This window comes from Aurantimonas sp. C2-5-R2 (assembly GCF_036549495.1).
Classification (GTDB): Bacteria; Pseudomonadota; Alphaproteobacteria; order Rhizobiales; family Rhizobiaceae; genus Aurantimonas; species Aurantimonas coralicida_A.
The window spans coordinates 49,615-64,734 of record NZ_JAZHLJ010000002.1 but is presented as its reverse complement, the minus strand read 5'-3'; the positions used below and the strand labels follow the sequence as shown (position 1 = coordinate 64,734).

At 65.0% G+C, this 15,120-nt stretch carries 14 protein-coding genes; 5 read left to right on the top strand and 9 right to left on the bottom strand.

The window, feature by feature from the left end:
* Window positions 1–15: 15 nt before the first annotated feature.
* The 8 genes from VQ044_RS01340 to VQ044_RS01305 form a co-directional block, all read right to left on the bottom strand.
* Complete coding sequence (locus tag VQ044_RS01340) at window positions 16–774, bottom strand: NUDIX hydrolase (RefSeq protein WP_327646677.1); 759 nt, start codon at window positions 772–774, stop codon at window positions 16–18.
* A complete protein-coding gene (locus VQ044_RS01335; RefSeq protein ID WP_327622246.1) occupies window positions 771–1,208 on the bottom strand; it encodes a DUF983 domain-containing protein in 438 nt (145 codons plus the stop codon). The genes VQ044_RS01340 and VQ044_RS01335 overlap by 4 nt, the downstream gene beginning before the upstream one ends.
* Entirely contained in the window at window positions 1,205–3,472 is a 2,268-nt protein-coding gene (rnr, locus tag VQ044_RS01330; protein WP_327646676.1) for a ribonuclease R, read from the bottom strand. The genes VQ044_RS01335 and rnr overlap by 4 nt, the downstream gene beginning before the upstream one ends.
* A gap of 4 nt (window positions 3,473–3,476) precedes the next feature.
* Window positions 3,477–6,227 carry a type I DNA topoisomerase gene (topA, locus tag VQ044_RS01325; protein WP_327622244.1) on the bottom strand — a complete coding sequence of 917 codons (2,751 nt, stop codon included), beginning with the start codon at window positions 6,225–6,227 and terminating at the stop codon, window positions 3,477–3,479.
* A gap of 415 nt (window positions 6,228–6,642) precedes the next feature.
* Window positions 6,643–7,779: a DNA-processing protein DprA gene (gene dprA, locus VQ044_RS01320; protein WP_327622243.1), complete on the bottom strand. Its 1,137-nt coding sequence runs from the start codon at window positions 7,777–7,779 to the stop codon at window positions 6,643–6,645.
* Complete coding sequence (gene plsY / locus VQ044_RS01315; RefSeq protein ID WP_327646675.1) at window positions 7,776–8,366, bottom strand: glycerol-3-phosphate 1-O-acyltransferase PlsY; 591 nt, start codon at window positions 8,364–8,366, stop codon at window positions 7,776–7,778. Before plsY ends, dprA begins: the two co-directional genes overlap by 4 nt.
* Before the next feature lie 23 nt (window positions 8,367–8,389).
* The gene (locus VQ044_RS01310; RefSeq protein WP_327646674.1) at window positions 8,390–9,706 is read right to left on the bottom strand and encodes a dihydroorotase; all 1,317 of its coding nucleotides are present in this window, start codon (window positions 9,704–9,706) and stop codon (window positions 8,390–8,392) included.
* Complete coding sequence (locus VQ044_RS01305) at window positions 9,703–10,656, bottom strand: aspartate carbamoyltransferase catalytic subunit (RefSeq protein WP_327646673.1); 954 nt, start codon at window positions 10,654–10,656, stop codon at window positions 9,703–9,705. Before VQ044_RS01305 ends, VQ044_RS01310 begins: the two co-directional genes overlap by 4 nt.
* Window positions 10,657–10,733: 77 nt before the next feature.
* On the opposite strand from VQ044_RS01305, the gene VQ044_RS01300 reads away from it, so the two are divergent.
* The 3 genes from VQ044_RS01300 to VQ044_RS01290 all read left to right on the top strand — a co-directional run bounded on the left by VQ044_RS01300 (window position 10,734) and on the right by VQ044_RS01290 (window position 13,479).
* Window positions 10,734–12,389, top strand: coding sequence for an acyl-CoA dehydrogenase family protein (locus VQ044_RS01300; RefSeq protein WP_327646672.1), 1,656 nt, complete (start codon window positions 10,734–10,736; stop codon window positions 12,387–12,389).
* Window positions 12,390–12,574: 185 nt separating this feature from the next.
* The gene (locus VQ044_RS01295; protein WP_327646671.1) at window positions 12,575–13,132 is read left to right on the top strand and encodes a hypothetical protein; all 558 of its coding nucleotides are present in this window, start codon (window positions 12,575–12,577) and stop codon (window positions 13,130–13,132) included.
* Window positions 13,132–13,479 carry a DUF6105 family protein gene (locus VQ044_RS01290; protein ID WP_327622238.1) on the top strand — a complete coding sequence of 116 codons (348 nt, stop codon included), beginning with the start codon at window positions 13,132–13,134 and terminating at the stop codon, window positions 13,477–13,479. The genes VQ044_RS01295 and VQ044_RS01290 overlap by 1 nt, the downstream gene beginning before the upstream one ends.
* On the opposite strand, the gene ruvX is transcribed toward VQ044_RS01290, so the two are convergent.
* Window positions 13,440–13,910, bottom strand: a complete 471-nt coding sequence (gene ruvX / locus VQ044_RS01285; RefSeq protein WP_327622237.1) for a Holliday junction resolvase RuvX — start codon at window positions 13,908–13,910, stop codon at window positions 13,440–13,442. The two genes, VQ044_RS01290 and ruvX, sit on opposite strands and share 40 nt — an antisense overlap.
* A 99-nt stretch (window positions 13,911–14,009) precedes the next feature.
* Between ruvX and VQ044_RS01280 the strand changes: the two genes are divergently transcribed.
* Both VQ044_RS01280 and gatC read left to right on the top strand, forming a co-directional pair.
* On the top strand, window positions 14,010–14,711 hold the full coding sequence (locus tag VQ044_RS01280; RefSeq protein ID WP_327646670.1) for a metal-dependent hydrolase: 702 nt from the start codon (window positions 14,010–14,012) through the stop codon (window positions 14,709–14,711).
* 121 nt (window positions 14,712–14,832) lie between these two features.
* A complete protein-coding gene (gene gatC, locus VQ044_RS01275) occupies window positions 14,833–15,120 on the top strand; it encodes an Asp-tRNA(Asn)/Glu-tRNA(Gln) amidotransferase subunit GatC (RefSeq protein WP_327646669.1) in 288 nt (95 codons plus the stop codon).

Sequence of the window (15,120 nt, the reverse complement as noted above, 5' to 3'; positions counted from 1 at the left end):
GGTCCGCCCATGCCGTCAGAGAAAATCGCGGACGAATCGCCCGCGAACGGCCCGGTAGAAGGGCATGGGGCGTGTCGCGTCGCGCCACGATCCGTCCGCGATCCGCGCCTCCAGATCCGCGAGAACCCGCAAGGTGATGGCGGCGAGTGATAGTTGCTTGACCTGATCGATGGTGAACCATTCGACCGCTTCGAGTTCATCGGTCGGCAGGTCCTCGAGCGACGGCCCGTGCGACATCTCGGTAGCGGACACACAGAAGAAGCGGGTGTCGTAGCGCCGAGGCGGCCCCGGCGGCGTGATCGCGCGCGCCAACGGCACAAGGCGTCCGGGATCCGGGCGAATTCCCCGGTCGGCGAACATGCCCCAAAAGCCGGCCGTCCGGCCTTCGAACGCACCAGGCGCCCCCACCATCGCGCCCGCCTCCTCGAAGGTCTCCCGAATCGCGGCGAGGGCGGTCGCGGTCGCCCTGCGAGAATCGAACCGGGCTGGGGGCCCCGCGCAAAGCCGCGCAAGGGCCGGTTCGGAGAGGGTGAAGGCCGAAGCCAGGGCGAGATCAGCGGCATCCACCCGGCCGCCGGGAAAGACATAGCGGCCTGGCATGAACACGTGTCCGGCCGCCCGCCGCCCCATCAAGAGACGCGGCGCCGGGCCAGCCTCGTCGACGATGATCAATGTTCCCGCGTCGCGGGGCCGCTGCTTGGGTCCGGCAGGCCGCGGGCCGTCGGGCCGCATTCGTCCGGCATCCAGCGCCGCCATGGCTCCGGTCTCGCTCAACCGTATGGCTCCTCGTCGGCCTCTCCGCCGAAGCCGCCGAGACGCAACGCCCACTGCAATGCGATAGTTGCGCCTTTCAACGGTTGAAGCAGCGCGAGCGAAAGGAAGAGCGTGATCGGGACCCAAATCGCCAAATGCGTCCACATGGACAGCGTGACAGCACGCTCCACGAACATGAACAGGCCGACCACGATATGGCCGACGATAAACACCGTCAGATAGGGCGGCAGGTCGTCGGCGCGGTGATGGTGAATTTCCTGGTGGCAGACCGAGCAGGCGTCCACGCTCTTGAGATAGCCGCTGAAGAGCTTGCCCACGCCGCAATTAGGGCACCGGCAACGAAGGCCCTTGAGCAGCGCCGGCCCCACCGGCCGGACGCTGTCGGGGCTGCTTGCCCGAACCGCGTATTCGCTGTCGATCATCTGCTGGCTCATCGCCGTTTCCTGGCCTTCCCCGCAACGTTCTTGTCGCGTCCTGTGGAGCGCCGGCGTCCGCCTGCCTTGTGGAAGGAGCCGGTCGTGCGCGGCAGTTTGCGGGGCTCGCTCAACATCTCGAACTGCATCGAGCCGGCCAGTGGCAGCGCCTCTTTGAGGCGCACCTCTACCGAATCGCCCAGGCGAAAGCCATGACCGCTCCGGTCGCCGACCAGCGAGCGGCCCACCTCGTCATAATGGAAGAACTCGTTGCCGAGCGTCGAGATCGGCACGAAACCGTCCGCCCCAAAGGCTGGGAGAACGACAAACAGTCCGGCCTTGGTCACGCCGGTAATCCGCCCGTCGAAATCCTCGCCGACGCGATCGGCGAGATGATGGGCGATCAGCCGGTCGACGGTGTCGCGTTCCGCCGCCATGGCGCGACGTTCGGCGCGCGAAATGTTCTCGGCGGTCTGTTCCAGGGTCTCCTCGTCCTCGCGGCTCAGCCCACCCTCGCCAAGGCCGAGCGCGGTGATCAGCGCCCGGTGAACGATCAAATCGGCATAACGACGGATCGGCGAGGTGAAGTGGGCGTAGCGGACGAGGTTGAGACCGAAATGTCCGATATTCTCAGGTGAATAGACCGCCTGCGACTGCGACCGCAGCACTACCTCGTTGACGAGGCTCTCGTGCTCGCTCGCCTTCACCTGGGTGAGGATGCCGTTGAAATGCGATGGCCGCAGCGAGCCGCTCTTGGCCAGCGATATCTCCAGCGTCCGCAGAAAGTCGCGCAAGGATTCGAGCTTGGCGAGCGAGGGCGCGTCGTGGGCCCGGTAGATCAGTGCTTGGCGCTTCGCCTCGAGCGTTTCGGCCGCGGCCACATTGGCCAGGATCATGAACTCCTCGATCAGCCGGTGGGCGTCGAGGCGCGGCGGCACGACGACCTTGTCGACATGCCCGTCCGGCCCCAGGACGATCTTCTTCTCCGGCAGGTCGAGATCCAGCGGTTGCCGGCGCGCGCGCTCCGCCTTGGCGAGGCCATAGGCTTTCCAGAGCGGCTTCAGCATGTCGTCGACGACCGTCGGATGCACGTCACCCGGCGCACCGTCGATCGCCGCCTGGGCCGCCTCGTAGGACAGCTTGGCGTGGCTTTTCATCATGATGCGATGGAAGCTGTGACGCCGCTTTTCGCCATGCGCCCCGAGAATCATCCGGACGGCGAGGGCGGGGCGGTCCACCCCCTCACGCAGCGAGCAGAGTTCGTTCGAAATGCGCTCCGGCAGCATCGGCACGACGCGATCCGGGAAATAGACCGAATTGCCGCGAAGCCGGGCTTCGGCGTCGAGCTTCGAGCCCGGGCGGACATACAGCGCGACATCGGCGATGGCGACCGTGACGACCATGCCGCCGGGATTGGCGGGATCGTCGTCCTCCACCGCATGCACCGCGTCGTCATGGTCCTTGGCGTCGGCCGGATCGATGGTGACGAGAGACAGCCTCCGCCAATCCTCGCGGTCCTTCATCGTTGCCGGGCCGGCGGCCTCGGCTTCGGTGATCACGGCTTTCGGAAAAATATGCGGGATGGAGTGAGCATGCAGCGCGATGGTCGAAATCGCGCGCTCGGAGTTCATCGAGCCGACGACGTCGACGACCGTAGCGATCGGCAGGCTCGTGCGATGGCGCGGCCCCGGCGCGATCTCCACCAGATCGCCGTCCTTGGCGTGGTTCGTGTCGCCCGCCCGCACGATATATTCAAGTTGCTTGCGCTCGACCGGTTCGACGCGGCCCCCGCCGCCCGGCTGCGCGCGGAACACGCCGAGCGCCAAGGTTTTCTGCCGTTCCAGCACCCGGATCACGCGGGCGATTTTAGCGCCGCCCTCGTCCTCGTCGATCCGCGCCAGGATACGCTCGCCAAGACCGGCCACCGGGCCCTTGTCACGATCCTGGCTAACGGGCAGGCGAGGGCGCTCGCCGTCTCTTTCCGCGTCCCAGCTCACGGGTTCGGCGATCAGTCCGCCATCATCGTCGCGGCTACGGATTTCGAGAACCGCCACGTCCGGCAACGCACCGGGCGTCGAAAACCGTTTGCGGCCGCCGGCGAGGACGCCTTCGGCCTGCAGGTCGGCAAGGAGGTCCTTCAGGGCGACGCGCTCGTCGCCCTTGACCTGAAACGCCTTGGCGATGTCGCGTTTGCACGAGCGCCCCGGATTGTCCGTGATGAAGCGGAGCACCGCCTCCCGGCTCAATTCCGGGCGCGTTTCGCCCTGAGGCCGACCCCGCGCCATCGGATCAGTCCGCGTCCCAAGGCAGCGACTCGTCGCCGGTCGCGGAGGATTCGGCGGGTGGCTTCTTCGCCGCTTTGCTCTTGGCGGGTGCCTTCGCCGCCGCCTTCTTCGCCGGCGTCTTGCCGTCTGCGGCAGTTTTGGCGGCAGCTGCCTTCGCCTTGGGCTTGGCGGCCGCCTTAGGCTTGCTCTTGGCTGCAGCCTTTTTCGCGGGTCCCTTCTTGCCGGTCTTTTCCGCCCGTTCGTTGAGCAGCTGGATCGCCTCTTCCAGCGTCACGCTCGACGGGTCCTTGCCCTTCGGCAGCGTGGCGTTGATCTTGCCGGTGTTGACATAGGGGCCGAAACGGCCGTCGCGCACGGTGATCTGGCCGCCGAGCTGCGGGTGTTCGCCGAGTGTCGCCAGAGCCGCCGGTTTGCCGCGACCGCGACCACCGTTCTCCTTCTTTTCGGCGATGACGGTAACGGCCCGGTTGAGCCCGACCTCGAACACGTCCTCGATGGTCTCGAGGTTCGCGTACATGCCGTCATGCTGCAGAAACGGACCATAGCGGCCGAGGCCAGCGAGAATCGGCTTGCCGCTCTCGGGATGAAGTCCCACCTCGCGCGGCAGCGACAAGAGCCGCAAAGCCTTTTCCAGATCGATCTCTGCCGGCTGCCAACCCTTGGGCAGGGACGAGCGCTTGGCCTCCTTGCCTTCGCCACGCTGGACATAGGGCCCAAAGCGGCCGCTGCGCAGCGTCACCGGGTCGCTGGTTTCCGGATCGACGCCCAGATCCTTGGGACCCTCTGCTTCATCGCCATTGCCGTTCCCCGAAAGGCTGGTGCCGAGCTGCCGGGTGAAGCCGCATTCGGGGTAGTTCGAGCAGCCGACGAAGGCGCCGAACTTGCCGAGCTTGAGCGATAGCTTGCCCTCGCCGCAGCGGGGGCAGGCGCGCGGCTCGGTGCCATCCTCCTTGGGCGGGAACACGAGCGGTCCGAGTTCCTCGTTCAGCGCGTCGAGGACATCGGTGACCCGCAACTCCTTGGTGCCGTCGACATGGGTCGAGAAGTTCTGCCAGAACTCGCGCAGAACGTCCTTCCAGGCCAATTTGCCGGCGGAGATGAGATCGAGCTTCTCTTCGAGTTCGGCGGTGAAATCGTACTCGACATAGCGCTCGAAGAAATTGTGCAGGAAGGCCGTGACCAACCGGCCCTTGGCCTCGGGCAGAAGCTTGCGCTTTTCATGCACGACGTAGTCGCGGTCCTGCAGCGTCTGCAGCGTCGAGGCGTAGGTCGAAGGACGGCCGATGCCGAGCTCTTCCATCCGCTTGATCAGGGAGGCCTCCGAGTAACGCGGCGGCGGCTCGGTGAAGTGCTGCGAGGCGTCGATGGCGCGTTTGGCGAGGTCGTCGTTCGCCAGAATCTCCGGCAGACGCGCCGAATCCTCGTCGTCATCGCCAGCATCCGGGGCGCGACTATCGTCGCGATGGTCGACATAGGCGCCGATGAAGCCGTCGAACTTGATCACCTGACCGGTCGCACGCAGCGTCGCGGTCTTGCCGCCACCGCTCGCGAAGATGTCGACGGTCGTGCGTTCGATTTCGGCCGAGGCCATCTGGCTGGCGATGCAGCGCTTCCAGATGAGGTCGTAGAGACGCGCCTGGTCGCGATCGAGATAGCGCTCGACATCCTTCGGCGCACGGCCGAACTCGGTCGGACGAATGGCCTCGTGCGCCTCCTGAGCGTTCTTGGCCTTGGTCGCGTAATAGCGCGGCTTCTCGGGGACGTAGCGCTCGCCGAAGCTGGCGCCGATGGATTGGCGCGCGTCCGCAACGGCCTCCGGCGCCATCTGCACGCCGTCGGTCCGCATATAGGTGATCAGGCCGACGGTCTCGCCGCCGACATCGACACCTTCGTAGAGCTTCTGCGCGACCTGCATGGTTCGCGAGGCCGAAAAGCCGAGCTTGGCGGAGGCGGCCTGCTGCAATGTCGAGGTGGTGAAGGGCGGGCCGGGATTGCGCTTCGTCGGCTTGGCTTCGACGCTGTCAACGCGGTAGGTCGCGCCTTCGAGCATCGAACGAACCACCGATGCGCGCTCCTCGTTGCCGATCGACAGCTTCTGCAGCTTCTCCCCGTCGAAAACCGTCAGGCGCGCCTTGAAGTCATCGCCGCGCGGCGTGGCGAGCTGGGCGGCGATCTGCCAGTATTCGTCCGTCTTGAAGCGCTCGATCTCGGCTTCCCGGTCGCAGATGAGCCGCAGCGCCACCGACTGGACCCGGCCGGCGGAGCGGGCGCCCGGCAGCTTGCGCCAGAGTACTGGCGACAGGGTAAACCCGACCAGATAGTCGAGTGCCCGGCGGGCGAGATAGGCATTGACTAGCGGTTCGTCGATCTCCCGCGGATTGGCCATGGCGTCGAGGACGGCCTTCTTGGTGATGGCATTGAAGACGACGCGGCTGACCGGCTTCTTGCCGATCGCCTTTTTCTGGCGCAGCACTTCCAGAACATGCCAGGAAATCGCTTCGCCTTCGCGATCGGGATCGGTGGCGAGGACGAGGCCGTCGGCGGCCCGAACCGCTTGGGCGATCTCCGTCAGCCGCTTCTGGGACGGTTTGGCGACCTCCCAGATCATCTCGAAATCCTCGTCCGGCCGCACGGACCCGTCTTTTGGCGGCAGATCGCGGACATGACCGTAGGAGGCGATAACCTTGTAGTTTCCGCCGAGATATTTGTTGATCGTCTTCGCTTTGGCAGGCGATTCAACGATGACGACATCCATAGATATTATGTCCTGGCAGGAGAAAGGTCATACCGGCAGCCGAATGCACAGCCGAAGATGGCGAGATTCCGACTGTCGACCGTCCCGTCACATGGACAGTCCGGCGCGGGCGGTCAACCCCGACGAGGACTACGTAAGATGGGCTTGCAACTATAGAGGGAATTTTTCTATAAATGCCTATCGTCAGGTGATCCGGGCTCCGCCACATCTGAACTGCCGATATCCTTGAGTTTCTGGAGTTTTTCCGTCCATGTCAGCCAATCCAACCGATCGACGGGAAAATCTCCAATATGTCCGTGATATGCTCGAGCAATTAAAGGTTGTGTCCGGGGCCAGGGAGGGGTCGATCCTCGGATATTTGATGGACATGGCGCGACTCGAGACAGAGCAACAGATCGGTTCCTCCGCCGAGACATCAAAGAAGCAGTGACACCCGGCCGTTGGCGTGCCGTTCAAGACGCCCAGCAAGATCGAGTTCAAGCAAGACCAACTGTACGGCGCCGGGCGACGATCCGGTGTGCGCAATGATGTCGTCGATATCGATGGGGGTCGTCCCCAGCGTTTCGACGATGCGCTCGCGTTCGCCTTCGGCGGGTTCATCGGCGGGGCCATTCCCCGCGGGCTCTTCCAACGCGACATCGCCGTCGTTCGGCGTCATCCGTGCGTCGAGGGGACGCAGTGCTGCGATGACATCTTCGGCATCCGTCGCCAGAATCGCACCCTCCTTGAGAAGGCCGTTGGTGCCGACCGCGCGCGGATCGAGCGGCGATCCGGGAACGGCGAAGACGAGCCGGCCCATTTCGGCGGACAAGCGGGCACTGATCAGGGAGCCCGACCGCGTGGCTGCTTCCACCACCAAAAGCCCGAGCGCCATCCCGGCAACCAGACGGTTGCGACGCGGAAAGTCCCTGGCACGCGGCTCCCAGCCGAATGGCATTTCGGAGATGAGGCAACCGTCGGCATCGACGATTTGTCGCATCAGTGGCCGGTTTTCGTTCGGATAGGGTCGGTCCAGGCCACCGGCGAAAACCCCCACCGTGCCGGTCGCAAGCGATGCCTCGTGCGCAGCGGCGTCGATCCCGCGGGCAAGCCCGGAAACAATGGAGTAGCCGGCGCGACCGAGTTCGACGGCAAACCGTCGGGTCAACTTGATGCCGGAGAGCGAGGCGTTGCGGGCACCGACGATGGCGACCGCCGGGCGCATCAGGACGTCCGTGCCGCCCATGACGGCCAGAACCGGCGGTGCCTGTTCCATGCGGCGCAGCAGGACCGGATAATCCGGCTCACCGAGGCAGACGAAGCGCGCGCTGAGCCGCTCGGCATTTGCCATCTCGTCTTCGATCGCCGCCAAGCTGGCCACGCGGATCTTGCGACCGCCGCGAGCCGCCAGGTCCGGCAGTGCCTCCAGCGCCGCCTCGGCGCCGCCGTAGCGATTGATGAGCGCGCGAAACGTGGCGGGGCCGACATTCTCGCTGCGGATCAGGCGCAGCCACGCGAGCCGCGTGGTCAGGGGGAGGTGGACGCCGGGCTTCTGAGCGTCCGTAAGAGTCACCCCTTCGCTCCGATCTTGCCTTCCTCACCGGAGAGCAGACGGCGGATATTGGCGTGGTGCTTGATATAGACCAGCAGCGTCAGCACTGCGGTAAGCGTCGCGGCCGTCTCGAAGCCGAGCGCGAAATAGGCGGGCGGCACCACCAGCGTCGCGGCGAGGGCGGCGAGGGACGAATAGCGAGAGAAATAAGCGACCGACAGCCAGACGGCCGCAAAGATCAGCACTCCAACTGGAGCGATGCCCAGCAAGATGCCGAGATAGGTGGCGACGCCCTTGCCGCCCTTGAAGCTCAGCCAGACCGGAAAAAGGTGGCCGAGGAAGGCACCAAGGCCAGCAAACGCGGCCGGCACGTCTCCCCAGATTGCCGCGGCGACGACAACGGGGACCGTCCCCTTCAGGATATCGCCCGCGAGCGTCAGTGCCGCCATCGGCTTGTTGCCGGTGCGCAACGCGTTGGTCGCGCCGATATTGCCCGACCCGATCTTGCGGATGTCGCCGAGGCCGAAAAGCCTCGCAAAGATCAGGCCGAACGGAATCGTACCGCAGAGATAACCACCGGCAAGCGCCGCCGCGATGATCAGACCCATCCCCCCTTCGCTCACCAAAAGACTCAACCCCCGTCCGTTTCGGTTGCAGAAAAGACTGTGCGGCCCGCAACGAAGGTTCGCAAGACCCGGCCCTGGAAGCGGGCGTTTTCGAATGCAGTGTTCTTCGAGCGCGAATGGATTGCTTCCTCGCTGAAGATGAAGGGCGCATCGAGGTCGACGAGCGCCATATCCGCCGGCCGGCCGGGAACGAGCGTGCCCCGGTCGAGACCCAGCAAGCCGGCTGGAGCCGAGGTCATCGACTCGATGATCCGAAACAGCGGAACATCGCCGGCGTGGTGCAACCGCAAGGCCGCGGGCAGGAGGGTTTCCAGACCGATGGCGCCGCTCTCGGCTTCGGCGAAGGGGCGGCGTTTGCCGTCGGCGTCCTGCGGATCGTGGGAGGAGACAATAATGTCGATCGTTCCGTCGGCCAGCGCGGCGACCATCGCGGAACGGTCGTCCTCGCCGCGCAACGGCGGAGACAGGCGAAAATAGGTCCGGTATTCGCCGATGTCGTTCTCGTTCAGCGACAGATGGTTGATCGAGACGCCGGCGCTCGCCCTGATGCCGCGCTGCTTGGCACGCCGTATGACCTCAGCCGATTCGCCAAGCGAAATCTTGGCCGCATGATAGCGGCAGGTCGTCAGGGCGGCGAGCCGCAGATCCCGCTCCAGCGGGATGATTTCGGCCTCGGCCGGCGCACCCGGCAGGCCGAGCCAGGAGGCGAGAAGGCCCTCGTTCATGACGCCGTCGCCGCTGAGCGCCGCGTCCTGGGTCTCGTGCATGACGAGAGCGTCGAAATCGCGCGCATACGTCATGATCCGGCGCAGCAGCGCCGGGTTCGCTATGGTCCGACGGCCGTCGGTGAAGGCGCGGACGCCCGCGTCCGACAGGAGGCCGATCTCGGTCATCTCCTCGCCCTTCAGGCCGCGGGTCAAAGCCGCGGCGGGAAAGACATTGACGGATGCGGTGTCGCGTGCGGTTCGCATGACGAATTCGGCGATGGCGACATCGTCGACCACCGGATTGGTGTCGGGCATGGTGAGGATCGACGTCACGCCGCCAGCCGCGGCCGCCGCGGAGGCCGACGCGATCGTCTCGCGGTGTTCGCCGCCGGGTTCGCCGATGAACACCCTCGCATCGACGAGGCCCGGCAAAAGCACGAGCCCACGCCCGTCGATTACCTCCGCGCCATCCGGCCGTCCCTGGTTCAGTGCATCGGCGCCTGACGCTGCTATCTGGCCGTCGGCGATCACGACCGACCCGACCGTGTCGAGCGATCGGGCCGGGTCGATGATTCGCACCTGTTCGATGACGAGGGGGCGAAGCGGGTCGCTCATATCGTATCCTCCGGACCGCCGATCAGGGCCTCCATCACGGCCATCCGAACGGCGACACCCATCTCGACCTGTTCCTCGATGACGCTTTGCGGTCCGTCGGCGATCTCGGAGGCGATCTCGACCCCCCGATTCATCGGCCCCGGATGCATGACCAGCGCATCCGGCTTGGCAATCTTCAGCTTGTCTGAGTCGAGGCCGAAATAGCGGAAATACTCGCGCACCGACGGCACGAAGGAGCCGGCCATGCGCTCGCGCTGGAGCCGCAGCATCATCACCACGTCGGCATCTTTCAGGCCGTCCGCCATCCGCCGGTGAACCTCGACGCCCATCTGCTCGATGCCGCGCGGCAAAAGGGTCGAGGGCGCGACGACCCGGACCTGAGCGCCCAGCGCGTTCAGCAGGAGAATGTTCGAGCGGGCGACGCGGCTGTGCAAGACGTCGCCGCAGATCGTCACGATGAGCCCCGCTATCCGCCCCTTTCGCCGCCGGATGGTCAGGGCGTCGAGCAACGCCTGGGTCGGGTGCTCATGGGCTCCGTCGCCGGCATTGACCACGGAACAGGCCACCTTCTGGGCGAGCAGCGCGACGGCGCCCGCCGAGTGGTGCCGCACGACGAGAATATCAGGTCGCATGGCGTTCAGCGTCATCGCCGTGTCGATCAGCGTCTCGCCCTTTTTGACGGAGGAGTTCGCGACCGACATGTTCATAACGTCGGCGCCGAGACGCTTGCCGGCGAGTTCGAACGAGGCCTGGGTTCGGGTAGAGGCCTCGAAGAAGAGATTGATCTGGGTCCGCCCCTTGAGGGTCGACTTTTTCTTGTCTCGGCGGCGGCCGACTGCGACCTCCGCTTCGGCCAAATCGATCAACTGCTCGATCTCGTGCGGTTGCAGGCTGGCAATGCCGAGAAGGTGTCGCTGGGAAAATGCGGGAGAGGAAGGGGTCGCGTTCATAAAAACCACGCCTATAGGCAATCGCGGGTTTTGCGGCAAGGATCGTCATGGCGAGCCAACCGAACGAGGAGGCTGATATGGCCGAAACGACATTACAGACCCATGATGTGGTCAACCAGTCTTCCGATTACGCCGGCTTCAATGCTTTTCGAAGCGACCCGCTGCTGAGGCATCTCGCGGCGGAGTTCGGCGACGCGACGCTCCTGGCGCTGGAGCAGCATGGGCGGTTTTGCGGTTCCGCCGAGGCGCACGATCTTGCGCGCCTTGCCAATACCGAACCGCCAAAGTTGCGTCGTTTCGACGAGAAGGGCCGTCGGCTGGAACTCGTCGACTATCATCCGGCCTATCACGCGCTGATGCGCCGCTCGATCGCGGACGGTTTGCATGCGTCGCTGTGGAGCGGTCCGGCGGAGGAGGAGGGCTTTCGCCATCGCGCACGGGCGGTGCGCTTCTATATGACGGCTGGCGTTGAATGCGGTCATTTATGCCCGATAACGATGACCAGCGCGGCGGTCGCGCCTCTCGCCGCGGCGCCGGAGGTGCGGGAGGCGTGGCTGCCGGCAATCGCGACCCGGCAGTACGACCCCGGCGTCAAGCCGCCGCTGACGAAGGCTGGCGTCACGCTCGGCATGGGCATGACCGAGAAGCAGGGCGGAACGGACGTTCGCGCCAACACCTCGCGGGCGATCGAAGCCGGAAACGGCCGCTATCGCATCACCGGCCACAAATGGTTCATGTCCGCGCCGATGTCGGATGCTTTCCTTGTTCTCGCACAGACCGGCGACGGCCCGACCTGCTTCCTGATGCCGCGGCGGCGCGACGACGGTATGCTCAACGGCCTTTTCATCCAGCGGCTCAAGGACAAGCTCGGCAACCGCTCCAACGCTTCGGCGGAGGTCGAATTCATCGATGCCGAGGCGGTCCGGATCGGCGATTCGGGGAGGGGCGTCCGCACGATCATCGACATGGTCACGCTGACCCGGCTCGATTGTGCGCTTGCCTCCGCCGGCCTGATGCGAGGCGCGCTCGCCGAGGCGGTACATCATTGCCGCGAGCGTCAGGTGTTCGGCAATGTCCTGGTCGATCAGCCTCAGATGATCAGGGTGCTCGCTGACATGGCCCTGGACGTCGCCGGTGCGACGGCGCTGTCGTTGCGCCTGGCCGAGTCCTTCGACCGTCGCTCGCAGGATGGCGACGGCGCCGCCGAGGCGGCCTGGGCGCGGGTCATGACGCCGGTGACGAAATATTGGGTCTGCAAGCTGGCGCCCGCGCTCACCTACGAAGCGATGGAGTGCCTCGGCGGCAACGGTTATGTGGAGGATGGGCGGCTCGCCAGAGCTTATCGGGAGGCGCCGGTGAACGCCATCTGGGAAGGCTCGGGCAACGTCATGGCGCTCGATCTCGCCCGGGTGCTGCGGCAGGACCCGGATGCCTTCGAGACGGTAATCGGGCTGATCGAAACGGATCTGGGCGTCACGGCGGGCGGCACGCCAGGCGTCCTGCGGGCCGCGCTGTCGATGGCCCTGTCCGACGAAGGCGCATGCCGGCTGTTTGCCGAGCAACTGGCGCTCGCCGGCGCGGCTGCCGCGTTGCGTCGTCTGAACGCCGCGCGCGCCGCTGATGCCTTCGTCGATACGCGGCTCGGCGGCGTGTTCCGCCACACCTACGGGATGCTCGATCTGCGTCACGACTCCCGCGCCATCGTCGATAATCTTTATCCACCGATCCGCTGACGACGGTATACCTCGGGTTTTTGCGGCAACCCTATGGGGAGTTGGAAGTTATTCCAGAACCGGAGAGAAATCGGGGGAGTGGCCCGGAGCCATTAAGGTTAACGTTCGGTATCGGTTGCGGCGAAGGGAGCGGATCGCGAGACTGGGCGTTAATGAACTGGTAACCATGACGTAGGGAGGCACCCATGCGCCGTTTGGCGACGACCCTGGCACTGAGTGCCTGGACGGGGTTCACCGCTCTCACAGGCCTGCGCCTCGCTCAAGAGGCAGGGATGCTCGGAGGTCTGTCGGGTGACGGGTGGGGCGGCCTGCTGGCCCTGATGCCCAATCCCCTTGATCTCGGCCTGCTTCCGCATCAGGCGCTCGCCTTCGCTGCGATGTTCGCCGCATTGGCGATCGGTTTCGGCGTGGGGATTGCCGGCCTGAACGTATCGTCGGTGGCCGCCGCGCGCAGGGCCGAGCCCATCGCCGGTGCCGTGCTTGTAGCGCTTGTCGCCCTTTACGCATCGACGGCACTGATGGGTTCGCCGGTCGCCGAGGTCTTCGGGGAGGGGTCGGGCTTCCTCGTCTCAGTAGCGTTCACATTTGGAGCGCTGCTGTTCGACCATCTGATGGAAGTCGACGAGGACGGCGCCGACGACGCGACGTTCGAGACGATACTCCAGTCCATTCGGGCAGCCGAGCGCAGGGCGTTGATCGAAAATCAGCGGTCGTCGAAATTCGAAGAAAGCGATGGCCACTGATGCGTAAGCTTCTCGCCCTTTGGCTCGGCCCGCTGGCGTTCTTCTGGGGCTGGTATTTCCTGTCGCTCAACGATCTGGGCGGGGTGTTCTTCTCCCGCGCGCTGCATGATCAAGTCTTCAACATGTATGGGACCATGCTGGGGATCGAGCCGACTGCCATTCCCGGCATGATCGCCGAGGCCCTTGTCGTCGACAGTCTGATTCTCGGGGCCATCGTCGCATTTCGCAAGCGTCGCAAGATCGCCGCGTGGTGGGAGAACCGCCGAGCATCCGAGCCGAATGCATTTGCGGCGCCTGCCTACGTCGCCTATGGCCGCAGCGACGAAAGCCTGTCCAGCGCGCCCTGAAGGATGAAGGCAGCAGCAGCCGAATCGATCCGCTCGGCGCGTTTGCGGCGCGAGACGTCCGCTTCCAGCAAGCCGCGTTCCGCTGCCACCGTCGACAGCCGCTCGTCCCAAAGAAGCACCGGACGCGGGTCGAACTGCGCGTAATTGCGCACGAAAGCCCGGGTCGACTGGACGCGAGGCCCCTCGGAGCCGTTCATATTGAGGGGCAGGCCGACCACGATGCCAGCGACGCGTTCGCTGTCCAGAGCGGCCAACAGGGCCTTGGCGTCGATCGTGAACTTGACCCGCCGGATTACCTTGCGCGGCGTCGCGAAGCCTTGTCCGAGATCCGAGACGGCGAGCCCGATGGTCTTGGTTCCGAGGTCGATACCAGCGATCGTTGCACCTTCCGGCACATTTGCGGCGAACTCATCGATTGCGAGGATGGGCATTCCAAATCCTTGACCGTTCCGCCTTTACGCGCAGTTAGCACGGCGAGCGCAGACTATGGCAAACCGCCCGGTTTTCCCTCCACGGCAAGGAGCAGCTTCATGAAGATCACCTATTTCGGCCATTCCGCGTTTCGAATCGAGACAGCGGCTTCGGTTATCCTGATCGACCCGTTTCTCACGGGAAATCCCCATTTCAACGGAGATGTGGCAGCGGCGGCCGAAGGCGTGACGCATATCGTGCTCAGCCACGGCCACGCCGATCATGTCGGCGATACGGTGGAACTGGCGAAGCGACACGACTGCAAGGTCGTGGGCAATTTCGAGCTGGTGAACTGGCTGGGCAAGCAGGGCGCCGGAAACGGCGAAGGGGGAAACACCGGCGGCACGATCGCCTTCGGCGATTTTACCGTGACTTTCACACAAGCGTTCCATTCGTCCGGCCATGTCGAGGAGGACGGGACGGTGACCTATCTCGGCATGCCGAACGGCCTCGTCTTCCATTTCGACGACGGGCCGACGGTCTATCATATGGGCGACACCGACATTTTCGCCGACATGGCGCTGATCGAGGAGCTGCACGCGCCGAAGATCGCGATGGTGCCTATCGGCGACCGCTTCACCATGGGGGCGGCTGTGGCGGCCTTGGCCTGCCGACGCTACTTCAACTTCGATACGATCATGCCAATCCACTGGGGCACCTTCCCCATGCTCGACGCGACGTCGGACAAGTTCATCGAAGCGATGGAAGGGGAGGCCAGCAAGGTCCGCAATCCGGCGATCGGAGAAGCCTTCGGGGTCTGAGGGGTTCTGCCGTCAGACCCTCCTTCGACCAGCGTGAGGATGATGGACGGGACGCGCCGTTGCCTCGTGCCGGCCACGCCGCTATAGCTCGCGAAAATCTTGTCACAACCATAGGGCCGCAATGTCCGTCGATGCCAATACCGTCCGCCGGGTCGCCCGGCTGGCCCGAATCGCCGTTACCGACGACGATGTCGCAGCCATGGAGGGCGAACTCAACGCCATCCTCGTCTTCGTGGAGCACCTCGGCGAGGTCGACGTCGAAGGCGTCGAGCCGATGACCTCCGTGATCCCGATGGCGATGAAGAAGCGCGCCGACGTCGTCACCGACGGGGCGAAGGTCGACGACATCATGGCCAATGCCCCGGTGAGCGACGACCATTTCTTCGTCGTGCCGAAGGTGGTGGAATAG

What these genes read in the sequence shown, in the direction of transcription:
- ruvX (WP_327622237.1), bottom strand. Translation starts at nt 13,910, where the DNA reads ATGCCCATCCTCGCAATCGATGAGTTCGCCGCAAATGTGCCGGAAGGT.
- VQ044_RS01300 (WP_327646672.1), top strand. Translation starts at nt 10,734, where the DNA reads ATGGCCGAAACGACATTACAGACCCATGATGTGGTCAACCAGTCTTCC.
- VQ044_RS01335 (WP_327622246.1), bottom strand. Translation starts at nt 1,208, where the DNA reads ATGAGCCAGCAGATGATCGACAGCGAATACGCGGTTCGGGCAAGCAGC.
- VQ044_RS01295 (WP_327646671.1), top strand. Translation starts at nt 12,575, where the DNA reads ATGCGCCGTTTGGCGACGACCCTGGCACTGAGTGCCTGGACGGGGTTC.
- VQ044_RS01310 (WP_327646674.1), bottom strand. Translation starts at nt 9,706, where the DNA reads ATGAGCGACCCGCTTCGCCCCCTCGTCATCGAACAGGTGCGAATCATC.
- VQ044_RS01280 (WP_327646670.1), top strand. Translation starts at nt 14,010, where the DNA reads ATGAAGATCACCTATTTCGGCCATTCCGCGTTTCGAATCGAGACAGCG.
- gatC (WP_327646669.1), top strand. Translation starts at nt 14,833, where the DNA reads ATGTCCGTCGATGCCAATACCGTCCGCCGGGTCGCCCGGCTGGCCCGA.
- VQ044_RS01290 (WP_327622238.1), top strand. Translation starts at nt 13,132, where the DNA reads ATGCGTAAGCTTCTCGCCCTTTGGCTCGGCCCGCTGGCGTTCTTCTGG.
- rnr (WP_327646676.1), bottom strand. Translation starts at nt 3,472, where the DNA reads ATGGCGCGGGGTCGGCCTCAGGGCGAAACGCGCCCGGAATTGAGCCGG.
- VQ044_RS01305 (WP_327646673.1), bottom strand. Translation starts at nt 10,656, where the DNA reads ATGAACGCGACCCCTTCCTCTCCCGCATTTTCCCAGCGACACCTTCTC.
- topA (WP_327622244.1), bottom strand. Translation starts at nt 6,227, where the DNA reads ATGGATGTCGTCATCGTTGAATCGCCTGCCAAAGCGAAGACGATCAAC.
- plsY (WP_327646675.1), bottom strand. Translation starts at nt 8,366, where the DNA reads ATGGGTCTGATCATCGCGGCGGCGCTTGCCGGTGGTTATCTCTGCGGT.